This window comes from Burkholderia sp. HI2714 (genome assembly GCF_002223085.1).
Classification (GTDB): domain Bacteria; phylum Pseudomonadota; class Gammaproteobacteria; order Burkholderiales; family Burkholderiaceae; genus Burkholderia; species Burkholderia lata_D.
The window spans coordinates 140,939-160,161 of record NZ_NKFM01000067.1; the positions used below are offsets into that span (position 1 = coordinate 140,939).

The 19,223-nt window shown below is 69.5% G+C and carries 17 protein-coding genes; 13 read left to right on the forward strand and 4 right to left on the reverse strand.

The annotated features are described in order from the left end of the window. The first annotated feature begins 180 nt into the window (after positions 1-180). Positions 181-888, forward strand: coding sequence for a FadR/GntR family transcriptional regulator (locus CFB82_RS37330; RefSeq protein WP_089487327.1), 708 nt, complete (start codon positions 181-183; stop codon positions 886-888). Between the two features lie 24 nt (positions 889-912). Here the strand turns inward: CFB82_RS37330 and CFB82_RS37335 are convergent, their stop codons facing one another. The 4 genes from CFB82_RS37335 to CFB82_RS37350 all read right to left on the reverse strand — a co-directional run bounded on the left by CFB82_RS37335 (position 913) and on the right by CFB82_RS37350 (position 5,080). After that, positions 913-1,935 (reverse strand): methyltransferase, encoded by a 1,023-nt coding sequence (locus tag CFB82_RS37335; RefSeq protein WP_089487328.1) that lies wholly within the window; start codon positions 1,933-1,935, stop codon positions 913-915. Positions 1,936-2,012: 77 nt separating this feature from the next. Further along, complete coding sequence (locus CFB82_RS37340) at positions 2,013-3,113, reverse strand: 3-dehydroquinate synthase II family protein (protein ID WP_089487329.1); 1,101 nt, start codon at positions 3,111-3,113, stop codon at positions 2,013-2,015. 49 nt (positions 3,114-3,162) lie between these two features. Next, positions 3,163-4,227, reverse strand: a complete 1,065-nt coding sequence (locus tag CFB82_RS37345) for a 3-dehydroquinate synthase II family protein (protein WP_089487330.1) — start codon at positions 4,225-4,227, stop codon at positions 3,163-3,165. A gap of 52 nt (positions 4,228-4,279) precedes the next feature. After that, positions 4,280-5,080: a 2-amino-3,7-dideoxy-D-threo-hept-6-ulosonate synthase gene (locus CFB82_RS37350; RefSeq protein WP_083266007.1), complete on the reverse strand. Its 801-nt coding sequence runs from the start codon at positions 5,078-5,080 to the stop codon at positions 4,280-4,282. Positions 5,081-5,364: 284 nt separating this feature from the next. Between CFB82_RS37350 and CFB82_RS37355 the strand changes: the two genes are divergently transcribed. From CFB82_RS37355 to CFB82_RS37410, 12 genes are all read left to right on the forward strand, one after another. Then, positions 5,365-6,411 carry an LLM class flavin-dependent oxidoreductase gene (locus CFB82_RS37355; RefSeq protein WP_256990672.1) on the forward strand — a complete coding sequence of 349 codons (1,047 nt, stop codon included), beginning with the start codon at positions 5,365-5,367 and terminating at the stop codon, positions 6,409-6,411. 40 nt (positions 6,412-6,451) lie between these two features. Beyond that, positions 6,452-7,678, forward strand: a complete 1,227-nt coding sequence (locus CFB82_RS37360; protein ID WP_089487332.1) for an FAD-dependent monooxygenase — start codon at positions 6,452-6,454, stop codon at positions 7,676-7,678. A 66-nt stretch (positions 7,679-7,744) separates the two neighbouring features. After that, entirely contained in the window at positions 7,745-8,272 is a 528-nt protein-coding gene (locus CFB82_RS37365; protein ID WP_069250164.1) for a flavin reductase family protein, read from the forward strand. Positions 8,273-8,394: 122 nt separating this feature from the next. Beyond that, positions 8,395-9,318, forward strand: coding sequence for a LysR family transcriptional regulator (locus tag CFB82_RS37370; RefSeq protein ID WP_069250163.1), 924 nt, complete (start codon positions 8,395-8,397; stop codon positions 9,316-9,318). Positions 9,319-9,418: 100 nt separating this feature from the next. Next, positions 9,419-11,521 carry an FUSC family protein gene (locus CFB82_RS37375; RefSeq protein WP_089487333.1) on the forward strand — a complete coding sequence of 701 codons (2,103 nt, stop codon included), beginning with the start codon at positions 9,419-9,421 and terminating at the stop codon, positions 11,519-11,521. Next, complete coding sequence (locus CFB82_RS37380) at positions 11,511-11,705, forward strand: DUF1656 domain-containing protein (RefSeq protein WP_089429479.1); 195 nt, start codon at positions 11,511-11,513, stop codon at positions 11,703-11,705. Before CFB82_RS37375 ends, CFB82_RS37380 begins: the two co-directional genes overlap by 11 nt. A 24-nt stretch (positions 11,706-11,729) precedes the next feature. Continuing rightward, the gene (locus CFB82_RS37385; RefSeq protein ID WP_069250160.1) at positions 11,730-12,644 is read left to right on the forward strand and encodes a biotin/lipoyl-binding protein; all 915 of its coding nucleotides are present in this window, start codon (positions 11,730-11,732) and stop codon (positions 12,642-12,644) included. Positions 12,645-12,655: 11 nt separating this feature from the next. Continuing rightward, a complete protein-coding gene (locus tag CFB82_RS37390; RefSeq protein WP_089487543.1) occupies positions 12,656-14,131 on the forward strand; it encodes an efflux transporter outer membrane subunit in 1,476 nt (491 codons plus the stop codon). 58 nt (positions 14,132-14,189) lie between these two features. Beyond that, positions 14,190-14,630 carry a hypothetical protein gene (locus CFB82_RS37395; RefSeq protein WP_089487334.1) on the forward strand — a complete coding sequence of 147 codons (441 nt, stop codon included), beginning with the start codon at positions 14,190-14,192 and terminating at the stop codon, positions 14,628-14,630. A 52-nt stretch (positions 14,631-14,682) separates the two neighbouring features. Continuing rightward, complete coding sequence (locus tag CFB82_RS37400) at positions 14,683-15,426, forward strand: hypothetical protein (protein ID WP_089487335.1); 744 nt, start codon at positions 14,683-14,685, stop codon at positions 15,424-15,426. Positions 15,427-16,496: 1,070 nt separating this feature from the next. Continuing rightward, on the forward strand, positions 16,497-17,636 hold the full coding sequence (locus CFB82_RS37405; protein ID WP_089487336.1) for an ATP-binding protein: 1,140 nt from the start codon (positions 16,497-16,499) through the stop codon (positions 17,634-17,636). Between the two features lie 428 nt (positions 17,637-18,064). After that, positions 18,065-19,222, forward strand: a complete 1,158-nt coding sequence (locus CFB82_RS37410) for an efflux RND transporter periplasmic adaptor subunit (protein ID WP_089487337.1) — start codon at positions 18,065-18,067, stop codon at positions 19,220-19,222. The last annotated feature ends 1 nt before the right edge of the window (position 19,223 follow it).

The following is a 19,223-nucleotide window of genomic DNA, read 5'->3' on the forward strand; positions in this document are numbered from 1 at the left end:
CGCAACGCCGGTAAATGCCGGCGGAAGCAATCAACGAATGCACGGCACGCAACGGTCGGCCGCAGGTTTATTCGTCTGACGTTAACAAAATGTCACGTTTGAATATCGTTATCCTGAACGACCAAACGATTGATCGGATGATAGGATAGCGACACCCTCAAGCTTCAAGCGAAACCCGCAATGTCAAGCCTGCCCCCGGCCATCCGACACTCGCTCGTCGATTCGGCGATCGATATCCTCAAATCCAATATCACTTCCGGCATCTGGCGCGTCGGTCAGCGCATTCCGACCGAGCTCGATCTCGCGAAGCAGCTCGAAGTCGGGCGCAACACGGTGCGCGAGGCGGTTCGCACGCTCGCGTATTCCGGCGTGCTCGAAGTGCGTCAGGGCGACGGCACCTACGTGCGCCGCAATGTCGATCCGGCCGAGACGATGCGCGACGTCGATCGCGCCGCGCGCAGCGATCACCTCGAACTGCAGTGCATGCTCGAAACGGAATGCGCGCGCTACGCGGCGCGCCGGCGCACCGACGAGGATCTCGCGACGCTGCGCAAGCTGCTGAAGGCGCGTGGCGAGCGCGAAGCGTCGCGCGACGTGAAGAAGTTCGTCGAGCGCGACCGCGCGTTTCACATCGCCGTGGCCGCCGCATCGCACAATCACGCGCTCGAAGCGCTGTATCGCTACTTCTCGGGCTCGATCCTCGCGAACGTCGAGGACATCCTCGTCGAACTCGACGAGGCCGAGATCCCCGAGCCGGACATGCGGGCGCACCAGGCGGTGCTCGACGCGATCGAACAGCGCGACGAAAACAAGGCGGTTCGCGCGACGCTCGCGATCCTCAAGCCGCAAATGACCTGGCTCGAAACCCGCGAGCCGCCCGCCGCCTGACGCGCCCGGCGCACCCGGCGTGCGCTACGCGGCGACGGCCTCGATCACGTCGATCTGCCCGTCCGGCGCGGAGCGGACGCCGGCGGGCCGCCAGCCGGCGGCTTCGAGCAACGCATCGTATTCGTCCCGCGTGCGCTCGCGGCCGCTGCCCCAGCACATCATGTGGATGTCGTAGAGCTTCGAGAAATGCGCGACGCCCGGCGCCGGCACGACCCGTTCGATCACGAACACGCGCGCGCCGTCCCGGGCGCTTTCGCGTGCCCGCTTGAGGATCGCCACGCACTCGTCGTCGTTCCAGTCGTGCAGGATCAGCTTCAGCAGGTAGACATCGGCCGCCGGCACCGCGTCGAACATGTTGCCGCCCGCCTTGCTGCAGCGTGCGCTCACGCCCATCCGCTGCGCCCAGTCATCCGCATCGCCGTCAATCACTTCGGGCAGGTCGAACACGACGCCGGTCAGCGACGGGAATCGCCGCAGCAGACTGCACAGCATGTGCCCCTGGCCGCCGCCGATGTCGCACGCATGCGTGCCCGGCGCGAACGTGACGTCGCGCAGCGCATCGACCACCTGTTCCGACTGCACGGTCGAGAAGCTCGACATCGCGCGCTTGAAATCGGTCCGGTAGCGTTCGTGGTCCTTCGCATAGTCGAATGCCATCGCGCCGAACTCGCGGACGAAGCCGTTCTGCTGCCCCTCGCGCACCATGTCGGGCAGGTGCGCCCAGATCGCGTAATGCTCGGGCCCTTCCTGCAGCAGCACGAAATCGCGCAGCGTGCTCGGGGCGTCCGCATGCAGCAGCGCCCCCGACGCGGTGGCCCGGAAGCCGCGGCGCGTATCCTCGTCGAGCAAGCCGAGTGACGCGAGCGCGCGCAGCAGCCGGTACAGCAGCGGCTCGTCGACGTCGAGCTTCGCCGCGAGCGCGGCCGACGACACCGGCGCGTCGGTCGTGACCGCATCGAACACGCCGAGCCGCGTGCCCGCATACAGGATCCGGCTGCGCCACCGTCCGAACAGCGTATCCAGCACCTGTTTTGCCGCATTTTCCATAAAGCACTCCTGAACATGTACCGACCGCGCCGGCACGTGACGCACCGGGCGATCGCATCGTCAATGAAGCATGCGGATCACTGCTCGTGCAGGAATTCCCGGATCGGATAGCCGACGTGGCGCTGCGCATCGAGCGTGTAGCCGAGGATGCGGTCGCCGCGCTTGAGCTCCGTGATGTTGTGCACGCTGCCTTTCGGCCCCAGCACGCGCACGTGCCAGTCGTCCTGCGCGATGATGTTGATCGCGCGATTGGCGGCATTCTTCGCCTCGATCAGCAGCAGCGGACGCGTCTCGACCTTCGCGCGCCCGACCACGACGCGGCGCGCCTTGCCCTGCACGTTGACGGCGAGGATCTCCGCACCCGATTCGAGCTCGGCGAGATAGCGCGTGCGGTTGTCCGGCGCAACGACGTACGAATGGAGCGCGGCCGCGTTCACGCGGAACGGGCGCGTCGGCATGTACGGCAGCGGGTGCGTCTCGCTGCTGATGAGGATCATGCCGGTCGAATACGAGCCGACGAGGATGCCCTCGTCCTGCTCGAAGCGCGAGCAGGTGTCGACACATACCCGTTCGCCCGGCCCGAGGTGCGTGAGCCCGACGATCTCGATTTCCTCGAGCTGCAGATCCTCGACCGTGTCGCTGCAGATCGACACGAGCTGCGTCGCCTGCCCGACCTGCGTCGGCGTGAGCAGCACCCCTTCGGGGCCGCGCTGCAGCACGTTCAGCGTGACCTCCGCATCCTCGAGGTCGGCGACGACCGTGATCAGCTCGCCTGTCGCCTGATCGGCAGCGGCCAGCAGGATCTCGAGCGGGATCTTGCTCGGGTCCTGCAGGAATTCGACGAGCAGCCACGGCGTCGTGATCGACAGCTCGCATGCACGCGCGAGCGTCGCCTCGCCCGTCACCTCGATGAACACGCCGAGTTCGACGCCGTCCGGCACCGCGAAATCGACCGGCAGGCCATCCTTCACGAGGATGATCTGCACCTGCTCTAGTAGCGCGGCATCGGCCGGCTGCCGATCGACGACCGCGACCTTGCACGCGCTCGGCGGCAGCCGCCCGGCCTGCTCCGCATCCTTCACGACGAATGCGGACACGCCGACATGCAGCGCTTCCTCGGTGATCTCGTCCGCGAGCTCGCCGATGTTGCGCAGGTCAATCCAGGAAAGCTTCTTCAAGGCCAATCTCCTTCGAAGGGGATAACGCAGGTTGAGTGACAGGATGAAACTAGCGGCTGACGGAAACGACCGAACGCGACGCGGCGGCCCTCATCCGGCAATCCACCCAGCCGGCGCCCGGTTCGTAGCCGGCAAGCCGGACGCCGGGCGCGACATCGGCGAGACCGACGCGCGCGCCGTCGTCGGTCCGGAACCGTATTGCGCGGTCGCCGCGCATCACGACGCGCGTGCTCGCGCCGGAGGCGCTGCGCGCGTGCAGCGCGACGAGCGGCGCGGATTCGATCCGCACGCGGCCGACCACGATCGCACGCGTGTCGCCCGCGGCGCCGACCGTCAGGATCCGCTCGCCGGAACGCAGCAGCGAAAGCTGGCGCGCGCGGTCGCCGCCGCAGAACACGAACGATTCGGCCGAGCCCGCGTCGATGCCGAACGTGAGCGGCCGGCCCGGCGGGTGTGCGGCACCGGCCGCGACGACGAGCAGCATGCTGGTCGCGCTCGCGCCGGCCAGCACGCACTCTTCGCCGTCCAGCTGCGAACAGCCGTCGATCACCGCATGCAGCCCGACGCCGAGCGGCTCGACGCGCTGCACCTCGAATGTTTTCAGCTTCAGCGGCTCGCGCGCGCGCAGCTCGCCGCACGCGGCCAGCACGCTGCGCAACGCGGCTGCATCGCGCGGTGCGAACGCAATGTCGACCGGCGACTGCGCATGCTTGCGCATGAGGTAGGCCGCGCCGTGCGGATCGGCCAGCGACACGACGATGCGGCACGCGGCCTCGCGGACACCCGCGAGCAGGCGCTCGAGCGGGACCGTGGTCGCGAGCGCGTAGTCGATCAGGACGAGCGTGTGCCGCGCGATCGCGGTGCGCGCGGCGTCGAAATCGGCCGCGCCGTCGATCCTCACGCGAACGCCTGCGAGCGGCGCATGCAGGTCGTCGACCAGCGTGGCGACGCCCGGCGTCGATACGGACAGTTGCGCCGCCGCGCCAGGCGCGCACGTGTCGCGCCCGGCCTCGGCCACCACGAAGCGGCACGCGCCGGCCCTCGCTGCGTCGGCCGCGACGGCACCTGCCTGCGCGCCGAGCGCGCGCAGGTCGATCCACGGATAGCGATGCATGGAAACCCTCGATGGTCGGAAGAAACCGGGCGCGACGGCCCGGCGCACCTGATCAGGCGGCCAGGGGCGCGGCGCGCCGCTCGACGCCGTGCACGGCATCGGACAGGCGGCGGATCAGCGGTGCGGCCTTCGGCGCGGCGAACACGTTGCGACCGGCTGCGATGCCGAGCGCACCCGCGTTCATCACGCGCGACGTGAACGCGACGAACTCGTCTTCCGGCAGCTTCGCGCCGCCCGCGACCAGCACCGGCAGCGACGAGCCGGCGATGATGTCGGCCATGCTCGCGGCGTCGCCGCTGTACGGCAGCTTGACGATGTCGGCGCCGAGATCCGCCGCGACGTTCGCCGCGTGCGCAATCAGTTCGGTCTGCGGACGATCGCCGAGGCCCGGGCCGCGCGGGTAAATCATCGCGAGCAGCGGCAACGACCAGCGCGCGCACTCGGTCGCGATGCGGCTCAGGTCGAGCAGCTGCTGGTTTTCCGTCTTCGAGCCGAGATTCACGTGCACGCTGACCGCGTCCGCGCCGCTCGCCAGCGCATCCTCGACGCTCGCGAACAGCGTCTTCGCGTTCACGTCCTCCGCGTAGCGCGTGCAGCCGTTCAGGTGCACGACGAGCGCGAGATCGCTCAGCACGTCGGGAGACAGGAAGCGTGCGCGGCCGCGATGCACGACGATCGCGTCGCCGCCGTGCGCGGCGATGTCGCCCACCAGTTGCCGCAACTGCTGCGGATGGGCGATGGGGCCGTCCGCGAGCGAATGGTCGAGCGGCACCATCAGACACTTGCCCGACGCGGCACGCACCACCCGCCGCATCCTGAGCGCCTTGCCAGAAACCGATAGAAGAGCATTCATCCTTGATTCCTCGCCAGAAATGGAGAGGCCGGCCCGTGCGACTTCAGCCTGCCCCCGGGGTGCCCGCTTGCGGGCGGAACTGGAGCAACAACCGAGCAACGCTTGCGGCAAATCTTGCATCGTGTAAGACTTGCATAGACCCAATCATCCTATGATTGGATCATCCTTGCAAGTACATTGCGAGCGACCTGTTTCCCGACCGGGGGACGCATTCGACGCGGCATCGGTTCCCCTTTGCAGACAACGGCAGCACATCAACCTGTGAGGTGTCTATGAAGTTCGGCGTGTCCTTTTTGCCCGATACCGGCCCGGCCGACCGCCCGGCGGCCGACTACTACGCGAACGCGCTGAAGCTCAGCGCGCTGGGGGACCGGCTCGGCTACACGTACGTGAAGATGACCGAGCACTACCTGAAGCCGTATGGCGGCTACAGCCCGTCGCCGCTGATGTTCCTCGCGGCCGCGGCCGCGCAGACGCAATCGATCCGCCTGATGACGGGCGGCATCCAGGCGTCGTTCCATCATCCGATCCAGCTCGCGGCCGAGGCCGCACAGCTCGACGCGATCTCGAACGGGCGGCTCGAACTGGGCTTCGCGCGCGCATTCCTGCCGTACGAATTCGATGCGTTCGGCATTGATCTCGATTCGAGCAAGGCGCGCTTCCAGCAGACGATCGACGCGACGGTGCGCCTGCTTGCCGAAGAATCGGTCAGCGAGGACACGCCGTTCTTCCGCTACCGCGACGCGCAATCGCTGCCGCGCCCGACGCAGCAGCCGCGCCCGCCGGTGTGGGTCGCCGCGCTGCTCACGCCGTCCAGCTTCGAGTGGGTCGGCGAACGCGGCTTCAACCTGCTGATGGCCGCGCCGCCGCGCAAGGACGCGCTCGCGAAGACGCAGGACATGGTGGCGCTCTATCGCGAGACGTTCGAGCGCCATCACGGCCACACCGGCCGCCGGCCGCAGGTCGCGATCAGCATCCCGCTGATGATCGGCACGTCGGACGCGCACGCGCTGGCGCTCGCGGAGCCGCGCCTGCGTCATCACTGGCGTTATTTCGCGGAAGCCGCGAAGTCGTGGGAGCAGGTGCAGTCGTCGGCCTACCAGGGCTACAACGAGGCGATGAAGAACAAGATGGGCGGCATGGACACGGCCGACCTCGACGCGACCGCCGTGCTCGGCACGCCCGACACCGTGCGCCAGCGCATTCGCGCACTGGAAGCCGATCTCGGGCTCGACGCGATCCTGTGGCACATCGACTATGGCGCGCAGCCGTACGAGCTGATGAGCAACAACCTGGAGGTGTTCGCCCGCGACGTGCTGCCGGGACTATGACGCCATGCCGATCCCTTCCGGACCCACGGCGGATTCGCCCATGACACCCTCCCTGTCACTCGACACGATCGTCGTCGGCGCCGGCATCGGCGGCCTGGCCGCCGCGCTCGCGCTGCGCCGCGCCGGCCATCGGGTCACCGTCCTCGAGCAAAGCCGGGCGTTCCGCGAAGTCGGCGCGGGGCTGCAGGTCGTGCCGAACGCCACGCGCGCGCTGCGTGCGCTCGGCGTGCTCGACCGGCAGCGGCTGGCCGCCGTCGCCCCGACCGCGACGATCCGCCGCCGCTGGCAGGACGGCAGCCTGCTCGGTTCCTTCCCGCTCGGCCACGACGTCGAGGCCGCCTTCAACGCACCGTACTGGAACGCGCATCGCGCCGACCTGCATGCCGCGCTGCTCGACGCCGTGCGCGACCCGTACACGGCCGGCCCGCCCGTCGCCGTGCTCGGCGGCATCGCGGTGCGAGGGCTCGACGCGTGCGGGCCGGACGGCGCGACGCTCGTCGATGCGGCGGGCACGCGCTGGCGCGCGGATCTCGTCGTCGCGGCCGACGGCATTCACTCGACGCTGCGCCATGCGCTGCTCGGCGACGACGCGCCGCACTACAGCGGCGACGACGCGTATCGCGCGCTGATCGACGTCGACGCGATCGATCCGCACTCGCCCGTGTTCGACATCGTCAAGGAGCCGCAGGTAACAATCTGGCTCGGGCCCGGCCGGCATGCGATCCATTACTGGGTGCGCGATCGCCGGCTGCTGAACCTCGTCGTGATCGTGCCCGGCGACGGCAGCACGCGCGAATCGTGGAGCAGCAAGGGCGACCGCGCGACGCTCGAGGCCGAGCTCGACGGCTGGGACCCGCGCCTCGTCGGGCTGATCCGCTGCGCATCGGACCTGAGCCGCTGGTCGCTGCATGACCGCCAGCCGCTCACGCGCTGGGTGTGGGACACCGTATGCCTGCTCGGCGACGCGTGCCATCCGATGCTGCCGTACCAGTCGCAGGGCGCCGCGCAGGCGCTCGAGGACGCAGTGGTGCTCGGCCGGTGCGTGACGGGGCTCGCGTCGAAGGAAGCCCTCGGCGCCGCGCTGGTCGAGTACCAGCGCTTGCGAATCGATCGCAGCGCGCGGATCCAGCTCGCGTCGGCCGGCAACGGCGGCGTGTTCCACCTGCCCGACGGCCCCGAGCAACAGGCGCGCGACGCCGAACTCAAGTCGCGCCGCGCCGACTTCAAGTCCTACCACTGGACCTGGGCCGACGCGTACCAGCTTTGACGCCCGCCCCGGTGCCGTGTGGCACTAGCCGCGCGGCACCGGGGCTCCTCGTGACAGGACCGCATCATGATGAACACCGTGGACATTGCGCAGCAACTGAAACAGGCGATGCGCGGCGTGGCCGCCACCGTCACGATCGTCACGACCGGCGGCGACGGCGTGGCAGCCGCCCCGTGCGCGCTGACCGCCAGCTCGTTCACCTCCGTCGCGCTCGATCCGCCGACCGTGCTGGTGTGCATCAACCGGCGCGCCAGCATTCACGCGTCGATCACCGGCCGCCGGCGCTTCTGCGTGAACGCGCTGCGCAGCTGCCACGTGCCGCTCGCCCTCGCGTGCAGCACGACGGGCTCCGATACGCGTTTCGCGCACGACGCGTGGCGCACCGACGCGGCGACCGGCCTGCCCTACCTCGAGAACGCGCAGACGTCGTTCTTCTGCGACACGCTCGAACAGGTCGAGGTGGGCTCGCATTCGATCCTGGTCGGACGGGTCACGCGCGTCGCGATGTCCGACGACGTGAACCCGCTGATGTACGTGAACGGCGCGTTCGCCGCCGTCCGCTCGCTGCCGCCCGATGCCGGTACCAGCCAATGACACCCCGATGCGTGCGTCACACGTGATGCCGCGCGCAATCGTTGCGTGCGCTGCAGTCACGCTGCGCGCGCGTATCCCGCACTACCATTGCGCCGCATGCACGCGATGACACGGAGAAGCCGATGGCACCCGACCTGAACCTGCTGATTTCACTCGACGCGCTGCTCGAAGAGGGTAGCGTCGTCGGCGCCGCACGCCGCATGAACCTCAGCCCGCCCGCGATGAGCCGCACGCTCGCGCGCATCCGCGAAACGGTCGGTGATCCGATCTTCGTGCAGGCCGGCCGCAAGATGGTGCCGACGCCGCGCGCGCTCGAACTGCGCGGCGTCGTCCGCGAAACCGTGGAGCGCGCGTCGCAATTGCTCGCCCCGTCCGCGGAAATCGATCTCGGCACGCTCGACAAGCAGTTCAACGTGCGCGCCAACGACATCTTCGTCGGCCTCCATAGCAGCCGCCTGCTCGAGGAGATGGCGCGCGGGATGCCGCGCGCGATGCTGCGCTTCATGCCCGAGGAAGACGACATCGATGACGACGCGCTGCGCAGCGGCCGCATCGACCTGTTCATCAGTGCGTCGCGCCGCCTGGGGCCGGAGATTCGCGTGCAACCGCTGTTCACGACGACCTTCGTCGGCCTCGCGCGCGACGACCACCCGATCTTCGACGACGACATCACGCCCGAGCGCTTCGCGCGCTGGCCGCATGTCGGCGTCTCGCGGCGCGGCAAGTCGGCGGGCCCGATCGACGACGCACTCGCCGCGCGCGGCCTCGCGCGGCATGTGCTGCTCGTCGTGCCGACCCCGTACGCGGCGATCTTCACGCTGCAGGCGTCGGACCTGATCCTGCCGCTGCCCGAGCATCTCGCGCGCGGCGCGGTGCGGGCCGGGCTCGGCGTGCGCGCGTTCGAACTGCCGGTGCCGCTCGAAACCGTGCTGATCACGCAGGCGTGGCATCCGCGCTTCCAGAGCGACCCCGCGCACCAGTGGCTGCGGCGTGTCGTGCGCGGGCTGTGCACCGGCCAGCCGGCGCTGCATCCGGCGCACGCATGACGCATGCGTCGTACGCACTCGTCGAGTGCAAAGACGTCACTGTTCCGCATGCATCGCCCGACCGTAGACTGGCTTCGTCCTTTCTCATGGAGCAAGCGCAGTGCATGACGCAGCAGATCAGACCCGCGCCGTCGCGGCGCCGCCCCGCCGCCTGAATCGCGCGGCCGCGGCGCTGATCGCGCGCATCGACATCTTCACGCCGCGCGGCGCGTATGTCGCGCGCTCGGTCATCGCCGCCGCGCTCGCGCTCGGCGTCGCGTACCTGCTCGAACTGGAAACGCCCTACTCGGCGGCGTCGACGGTGCTGCTCGTGATCAATCCCGTCCAGGGTGCGGTGATCGGCAAGGGTGTGTGGCGCGTGGTCGGCACGGTCGCGGGAATGGTCGTCGCGTTCGTGCTGATGGGCTGCTTCGCGCAGCAGCCGCTGCTGTTCATCCTCGGCTTCGCGTTCTGGCTCGGCGTCTGCGTTGCCGGCATGACGCTGCTGCGACACTTCCGCGCGTCGGGCACCGTGGTGGCCGGCTACACGATCGGCCTCGCGACCTACGGCGCGATGCAGCATCCCGAGCTGACCTTCGAGCACGTGATCGGGCGCGGCTCGACGGTCGCGATCGGCGTGCTGTGCCTGAGCCTCGTGTCGATGCTGCTCGGCACGCGCGACGTGCACGCGAAACTCGAAGCGCTGGTGACGCGCGTCACGGCCGACGTCGCGCGGGTCATCGCCGCGCAGCGCAACGGCCTCGCGGCGGCACCCGCCGACGACAAGCGGCATGCGCTGTTCGCCGGCATCTACGGCATCGATGATCTGCTCGCGCTCGGCAAGGCCGAATCGGAGGATCTCGCACAGCGCGCGGCCGCCGTGCGGCACGGGATGGTGTCGCTGTTCGGCGCGCTCGCGGGCGGCACGCCGCCGCTGCCGGCCGACAGCCCCGGCGCGCAAGCGGTCGCGTCGCTGCAGCCGCGTCTCGCGGCCGCGTGGCAGGCCGCCGCCGACGCGTTGGGTGAAGGCCCCGGCGGTGCGGCGCACGCGCTTGCGCTGCTGGCCGATGCGCGCGAAAGCCTGCGTGTGGCGCTCGACGGTATCGCGCTCGGCGATCCGCGCGACGAAGCGGCGTTATTGATCGCCGGCGAGCGGCTGATCGAACAGATCGACGACTATTGCGCGGCACTCGACGGGCTCGTCGAATTGCAGCGCCCGCGCCCGGGCCACCGGCCCGCACGAGTGCGCTTTTACCGCGACACGGGCGCGGCCCTGCGCAACGGCGTGCGCTCGGCCTGCGCGATCGCGATCTCCGGTGCGTTCTGGCTCGCCACCGGCTGGAACCAGGGCGACATGATGCTGCTCGTCGTCGCGCCGTACTGCGCGCTGCTCGCGACCGCCGGCAACCCGGCCGCCGGCGCGCAGGCGTTCATCAAGGGCACGGTGCTGGCCGTGCCGGCCGCGTTCGTGTGCGCGTTCGGCATCCTGCCGCGCATCGAAGGCTTTCCACTGCTCGTCGTCGCGCTCGCACTGTTCTGGATGCCGGGCATCTATGCGACGAGCGTGCCGAAGACCGCGCTCGCGGGGCTCGCGTATCTCGTCGCGTTCAACACCCTGACCAGCGCGACCAATCCGTTCCGCCCCGACGTCGCGTTGTTCCTGAACCAGTCGGTCGCGTGGGTGCTCGCCACCTTCCTCACGCTGCTCACGTTCCGGTTGATCCTGCCGCGCAACCTGGCCACCGACGCCACGCGGCTGCACCGCATGATCCGCGACGACACGCTCGCGCTCATGGCCGGCAAACGCGTCACGGCGGCGGGCTGGCAGCAGCGCCAGCAGCACCGCATCGCGCAGCTCGGCGCGCTGCTCGCGGGCCAGCCGGCCGCGATGACGCAGGCGAGCATCGAGGCGCTCGCGGCGCTGCACGTCGGCAAGGAGTTGCTACGGATTCGTCGCGGCATCGCACGCGACGGCCTGCCCGACATCGCGCAGCGCCGCGTGCGCGCCGGGCTCGCCGGCCTCGCGCGGCACGCGGCCGCGCCGGCGCGTGCGGCCCGGCATGCACGGCGCGCCGCGCACGCGCTCGCCGGCCTCGCCGCCGCGCAGCCGGGCAACACCGAACTGAAGTGGCTGATGGCCGCGTTCGCCGACGTGTACGTGCTGCTGCACACCTACGCCGCCTATTTCACCGCCGTTCCGGAGCGCACCCGCGATGCTCAGTGAATTCCCGCTGGCCGGCATCTACCTGCCGCCCTTTTTCGTCTATGCGTGCGCGACCGTGCCGCTTTACATGGCCGTGCGCGCGCTGCTCGCCCGGCTCGGCGTGCTGCGCCGCGTGTGGCATCCGGCGCTGTTCGAGTTCGCGATTTCGCTCGTGCTGGTCGCCACGCTGATCCTCTATTTCTAGTCTTCCGTCGGAACGTATCGCGTCATGTCGCTCAAACCCCTCACCCGAACCCTGCTGACGCTCGCCACGGTGGCCGTCGCGATCGTGCTGGTCGCCGCGCTCTGGCATGCGTACGTCCTCGCGCCGTGGACGCGCGACGCGCGTGTCAGCGCGCACGTCGTGCGGATCGCGCCCGAAGTGTCGGGCACCGTCGTCGACGTCGCGGTGGTCGACAACCAGCGCGTCGCGAAAGGCGACGTGCTGTACCGGATCGATCCGCAGCGCTTCGCGCTGGCGGTGGAACAGGCCGAAGCACAGGTCGCCGCGACCGCCGAGTCGATGCGCCAGAAGCGCGACGAAGCCCAGCGGCGCACCGGCCTCGACGATCTCGTGCCGCGCGAGGACATCCAGCGCTCGAGCCGCGCTGTGTCGATCGCGCAGGCCGAGCACCGCAAGGCGCTGGCCGCGCTCGACGTCGCGAAGCTCGACCTCGAGCGCACGACGCTGCGCTCGCCGGTCGACGGCTACGTGACGCAGCTGCGCCTGCGTCATGGCGACTACGCGGTCGAAGGCAAGCCCGGGATCTCGGTGCTCGACGCGCACAGCTTCTGGATCACCGGCTATTTCGAGGAAACCAAGCTGCGCCGCATCGCGACGGGTGCGCCCGCAACGATCCGGCTGATGGGCTTCGATCCGTTGCTGAGCGGGCACGTGACGAGCATCGGCCGCGGCATCGCGGACGAGAACGGCACGCTCGACGAACTCGGCCTGCCGGCCGTCAATCCGACCTTCAGCTGGGTGCGGCTCGCGCAGCGCATTCCGGTGCGCATCGAGATCGACCGGGTGCCGGCCGGCGTGCTGCTGGCGGCAGGCATGACGTGCAGCGTCGAAGTCGGCGAACGCGGGCGCGAACGCACGCCGCGCGGCCGGCTCGCGTCGTGGCTGCACGCGTGGATGTGAAGGGGGCGACGATGCGATGCCCGCTTTCTCCACTGCGTGCGACACGCTACGCGCGCACCGTCATCGCGGCCTGCACGTGTGCGCTGGCCGCATGCACGACCGTCGGCCCCGATTACGTGGCGCCGCAACCCACGCATCCGCCCGGCTGGATCGCGTCGCGCGACACGGTGGCCGCCGATCCCGCGCAGTTGCAGGACTGGTGGCGCACGTTCGGTGACGCGCAGCTCGATGCGCTGATCGCGCAAGCGATCGCGCACAACCAGGATCTCGCGATCGCGCGCCAGCGGTTGCTGCAGGCGCGCGCCGAACGCGCCCAGATCGCGAGCCGCCTCGGCCCGACCGTGACGGCGGGCGGGAACGCCGATGCGATCCGTTCGTCGCGGGCGCTCGACTGGCCGCCCGGCATCGGCCAGTCGCGCACCTACCGGCTCGGCTTCGATGCATCGTGGGAACTCGACCTGTTCGGCGGCACGCGACGCGCGGTCGAATCGGCCGATGCGCAGATCGATGCGCTCGACGACGATCGCCACGCGATCCTCGTGAGCCTGCTGGCCGAGCTCGCGTCGGATTACGCGGAACTGCGCGCGACCCAGGAGCGGCTGCAGATCGCGACGGACAACGTCGCGAGCCTCGACGCCACGCGGCGGCTGACCGAGCAGTCGAACCGGCGCGGCCTCGGCACGTCGTTCGCGGTCGCGCAGGCGCGGGCCGAGTTGCAGCTCGCGCAGGCGACGTTGCCGCCGCTGCATCAGGACGTCGCGCGGCTCTCGCATGCGATCGGCGTGCTCGTCGGCGGTTTTCCGGAAACGCTGCGCGACACGCTGAGCGCGCCCGGCGCGACGCTGCCGGTCGCGCCCGCGCTGCCCGTCACGTTGCCGTCGGACGTGATCCGCGAGCGCCCCGACATCCGCGCCGCCGAACGGCGGCTGGCCGCCGCGACCGCGCAGATCGGCGTCGCACGCGCCGAGCAGTTTCCGCATTTCGCGATTCCGTTGAGCCTCGGCACGACGGCGAGCCTCGTGCAGGACCTGTTCTCGGGCGCGAGCGTCGCATGGTCGGTCGCGCTCGACGGCACGCAGACGCTGTATGACGGCGGCCGCGCGAAAGCCGGCGTCGACGCCGCACGCGCGGCCGCCGAAGCCGCGCGGCTCGCGTACGAGCAGCGCATCCGCGGCGCGTTTCGCGATGTCGAGGACGCGCTGGTGGCGATCGGCGCCGCGCGCGACCAGCAGGCCATGCTCGCCGCGGCCGTCGACAGCAGCCAGGATGCGCAGTCGCGCGCGACGCGGCTGTACCGCAACGGCCTCGGCGAATACCTGTCGGTGCTGACGGCGCAGCGCGCGACGTACCGCGCTCGCGATGCGCTCGCACTCAGCCGGCTCGCGCAGGTGCAAGGCGCGATCGCGCTCTACAAGTCGCTCGGCGTCGGCTGGCGCGACGCGCCACCGGTCGCGCAGGCCGACGCGCCGCCAGCGAACGCGCATTGATTGACGCCACACGGTTACCCCGACGCTTCGGCGTCGCTCATCCCCCGGAGACATCCCGATGCCCGCTCTCAATCCGAATGATTTCGCGTTACACGACATCCATCTCTTTCCGGTCTGCGTGTTTCGCGCCGAACACGCGACGCCGGGCTACGCGCCCCGCTGGGAAGGCGAGATCGACACGCTGATGCGCCACGGCGAGCCGTTCGTGATCGTCTACGTCGAACTCGATACCGACGAGAGCCACGACGACCGCAAGCATCGCGCGGTCTGGCTCAAGCAGAACAAGGCAGCGCTGGGCGCCGTCTGCAAGGCGCTCGTCAGCGTCGAACCCGATCCCGACCGGCGCGCGGAAGTGGCCGCGCAAGGCGAAGTCGCCGTCAAGGCATTCGGGATTCCGCATCATGCGGTGGCGTCGTTCGAGCAAGCCGTCTCGCTCGCCGCGCGGCTCACGCGGCAACCTTCGGGGAAGGATGCACGGCAGGCAGGACAACCGGCATGACGCGGCCGGTGCGCCACGCCACGTTGAATTCACCCGCGACACGAGGGCCGGCATGCGCTATCCCACCCTGACGATCACGGGCTCGCACACGCTGGCATCTTGTCCGTCGCGGCTCCCCGATCCCGGCGAGATCCTGTTGTGGCGGCTGCGCGGCGAATGGCAGCTCGTCACCAGCGAGCGCGGCCACCTCTACCTGTCGAAGACGGAACTGCGGCGTGCCCGCACGCATCCGAATCGCGCGCACGGCCGCCGCTTCGCGATCGGCCGGTCGGCGCTGCGCGTGATCCTGGGGACGCTGGCCGGCCGCGCGGCAGACGAGCTGACGCTGATCGACCGCGATGCCGACCATATCGCGGTCGCGGGCTGCGACTTGCTGGACGGGCTCGACGTCGTCGTCGGCCATGCCGGGATCTGGATCGTCATCGCGATCGCGCGTGGCCCGATCGGGCTGGGCATGGCGCAGACCAGCGCGCTCGCCGATCCGGTATCGCGCGACCAGCTTCGGCTGGACAGCCTCTCGAATGCGTGCGGAAGCGGACACGGCGCGACGCTCGATTCGCTGGCGCCGCTCGCGGGCGCATTCCGCGAGGTCGATACGCCGCATGCCGGCCACTGGCGCCTGCTCGATATCCCGCTTTCCGGCCTGGCCTGCGCGGCCACCGTGGCCGCTCGCCGGATGGACCGGATTCACGCGGTGGGCTGGCGCGGCGAGCGGAAAGACTGGCTGGCCGATCGCGATCGGCATCTACGGGCGGCGAAGGTGCGGGGTGAGGCTGCCTCGGTCGAGGCCGGATAGACCAGGTCGACATTCTCGCGTCCCATGCGTGCGCCACTCCCGGTGTCGACATCGTCGATGGCAGCCGTTCATGGGACCGCACAAAGGTTGTCGGTTATGGGAGCGGGCGGCGTGGAGCAAGGTGACGGTTCAATGTGCATACCGCGCATGCCCGTGATCGATGCCCGGCCGCGCCTCCACGTTGCCGTCGATCCGTTGTCCGGCGACCATCGCGCCCGTTTGCACGCGCTTGCCCGTACGCCCCGGCAATTGCAGACCCGATCACATCGTCCGCCACCGCAACACGCGGATGACGGCGGTCTCGCTTGCATTCGCCCAGACTTCGCGTTCCTGAACGAATCCTGAAACGAAGACGACCGCAAAGAACCGCGCGGCGATCGTCTCCAGGAGACGTCGACGCCATTCATTCCTTCGTGAGATGACGGGCGACCGCCATCGCCCTGAAGAACCCCAGCGGGACTTCCGACCATTCCCGTCCGCTTTGCATACCGTGGGCGACAGCCCCTATGCCGAGGCGGCGGCAACCCTCGTGGCGTCGTCTCCGCCTGTATGCATCGGCGCAAGCGGGTTGAGCACCGACAACCGAATTGCCATTCCGGCGATGTCGGACCCTGCGTCCCCCCTATACCGACGCGTACCGCGCGACGACATCACCACCGCACACCTTCCGGTGCATGCCGACCCGTCGTGTCATCGGGTAGCTCGTTTCGTGCGGTAACATTGCGACTCGATGGAGCACCAGCAGAATCCAAAGCGGACACCATGCCTCAAGAATCCATACTGTCCCGCACTAATCGAGCTGTTCGGCCGCAGTCTCTGCCGGCCGGGAGCGATCCCGTTGACACAAGCCGGACCTTTTCCGGTCCTGGGCCACATGGCACCTCCGGCATCCGTGCCACCGGAACCCTCGACGCACCGACGCACGCCGCGACCTTCCGCACCGCTTCGGCCGGCCCTGATCGGCCCGCCGCTCACCCGCTCCGATCACCCCTCTCCCCCGACACCACGGCAATCACGCCACGCAACCTTCCCGTCGTGAATCGACGCAACGCCACGCTTGGGAGCACGAAATGAAACTCAGTGGTCTGGGCCGCAAGATTGCGGTGTCGATGGCGGAGCTGGCGCTCGGCATCATGCTGATCGTCGTGCTGATGACCTATGTGTTCTACTACGTGATGCTCCGGCACTGGGGCGAGTTCTGCCACCAGGCAAGCTGGATTCCGTCCACCCCCGAGTGGATATGCCTGGGCATCACGCTCCTGATCGGCCTGATACTCGCCATTGTCGTGTCGACCCGGCTCGCACATCGGATCCTGGTGCCGCTCAACTCGGTCGCCGACAGCATTCGTCGCGTCGCCAGGGGCGACCTGACCGCGCGCGCCGTCGCCGGCGATCGATCGATTCGCGAAGCCGCGCTGATCGCGGACGACTTCAATGCGCTCGCCGCCCAGCTGCAGCGCATGACGGACGAGCAGGCATTCTGGAATGCCGCGATCGCGCATGAACTGCGTACGCCGGTCACGGTCCTGCGCGGGCGGTTGCAGGGTCTGGCCGAAGGCGTCTTCCAGCCGGGCGAGGCGCTGTTCCGAAGCCTGTTGACCCAGGCGGAAGGATTGACGCGCCTGATCGAGGATCTCCGCGTGATCAGCCTCGCCGAAAGCGGGCATCTGAGCGTCAGCATCCAGGAGACCGACCTGGCGACGCACGTCAAGGCGGTCGTCGACATGTTCGAGGATTCGCTGGCCGCGGCCGGTCAACACATGGTGCTCGATCTCGATACGCGGCCCGTGCGCTGCGACGCGTTCCGGATGCGCCAGGCGCTGCTCGCCCTGCTGGAGAATGCACGGCGCTATGCGGTGCCCGGTGCGATCCGCATTCACACACGGGTCGAAAACGGTACGTGCCAGTTGGTGGTCGAAGACGAGGGGCCGGGCATCCCCGCCGATTGCGCAGCCCGGATCTTCGATGCCTTCCGGCGCGTGGACGATACGCATTCCGACCAGAAGGGCGGCAGCGGCCTGGGGCTGGCCGTGGTGGCGGCCATTGCGCAGGCACACGACGGAGAGGCATCGTGTCGCCCGACGGCGCATGGCGGCACGTCGTTCGCGTTGCGCTGGCCCGACAGCCCCGCATCAGCGCGCACGGCCGCGCCGAGCCGGAAGGACCTGCCGTCCACCACGCAGCGCACCGCCGATACCGATCCACGGTAAATCTCCCGGCGAGCGGTCGACGCGCCTTGTGCGCCGGGCCGCCGCTCCGCCTTCTCGCGCTCCCGGCCGCCACTGCGGCGGAACGGGAGGCGCGGCGGCCCTGATCCATGCCCGCGCCGCCCCCCGCCGAAGCGAACCTCGCAATAGCATTCCCCCGGGCATGCCGACGGCACGCTCGGCCATTGGCATTTCATCAGACGATTGCGGCATTCCGGGATTCCGGCGCCGCCCACCCCGCTTCCTGATAGCGCCAGGCCGCCCCGGCGCCCGTCATCTTCCGGCTCGCCCCGCGTCCGGATCGCCCTTCCGCGAATCTTTCACCCCCTCCATCAAACCTCCATCTTTCCGCACAAAAAACTCCATCGGGCGCACGCACACTTCGATCCGAAAATGCGGGCCACTGGGTGCCTGCGTCCCATGGAGTCCACATGAAAAATCAGAAACGAGCCTGCTACGGCGCCGTGTGCGCGCTGGTGGCGGCGATGCTGGCGGGCTGCGGGCCCACTGAACAGCAGGCCGCCGCGCCGGCCACCCCGGTTGCGGCGATGACGCTGGCGGCCGCTCCCCTCGACCTGACCGAAGACCTGCCGGGCCGCGTCGCGGCCGTCCGGATCGCCGAGATCCGGCCGCAGGTCAGCGGCATCGTGCAGCGGCGGCTGTTCGAGCAGGGCACGGAAGTCCGTGCCGGCCAGCCGCTGTTCCAGATCAACCCGGCGCCGTTCAAGGCCGACATGGACACGGCCGCGGCGGCCCTGCAACGCGCGGAAGCCGCGCTCGCGCGGGCCAAGGTGCAGACCACCCGTCTCAAACCGCTGGTCGAGGCCGACGCGATCAGCCGCCAGGTGTACGACGACTCGGTGTCGCAACGTGACCAGGCGGCCGCCGACGTCGCGCAGGCGCGCGCGACGCTCGCACGCCGCCAGCTCGACCTGAAGTTCGCGACCGTCGAGGCGCCGATCACGGGCCGCATCGACCAGGCCCTCGTGACCGAGGGTGCGCTCGTCGCGAGCAGCGACAGCCAGCCGATGGCACGCATCCAGCAGATCGACCAGGTCTATGTGGACGTGCGCCAGCCGGCCGCGTCGCTCGAATCGCTGCGCGGCGCGCTCGCGGCCCAGCCGGACACCGCGGGCAACGGGCTGCCGGTCGACGTGCTGCGCGACGACGACTCGCGCTACGACGTGAAGGGCCGCATGCTGTTCTCGGGCGTCAATGTCGACCCGGGCACCGGCGACGTGCTGCTGCGCGTGCTGGTCGACAACCCGAAGCGCGAGCTGCTGCCGGGCATGTACGTGCGTGCCCGCATCCCGCGTGGGCACTTCGAGAACGCACTGACCGTGCCGCAACAGGCGATCGTCCGCGCGGGCGGCAAGCCGCAGGTCTGGGTGCTCGACGCGAAGAGCCAGGCGCACCTGAAAGCCATCGAAGTGGGCGAGCTGACGAACCGCAGCTATCGCGTCAAGTCGGGTCTGCAGGCGGGCCAGAAGGTCGTCGTCGAAGGCATGGAGCGCCTGAGCGACGGCGCGACCGTGACGGCGACCGCATGGAAGGCGCCTGAAGCGGTCAAGACCGCTTCGTCGCACTGAG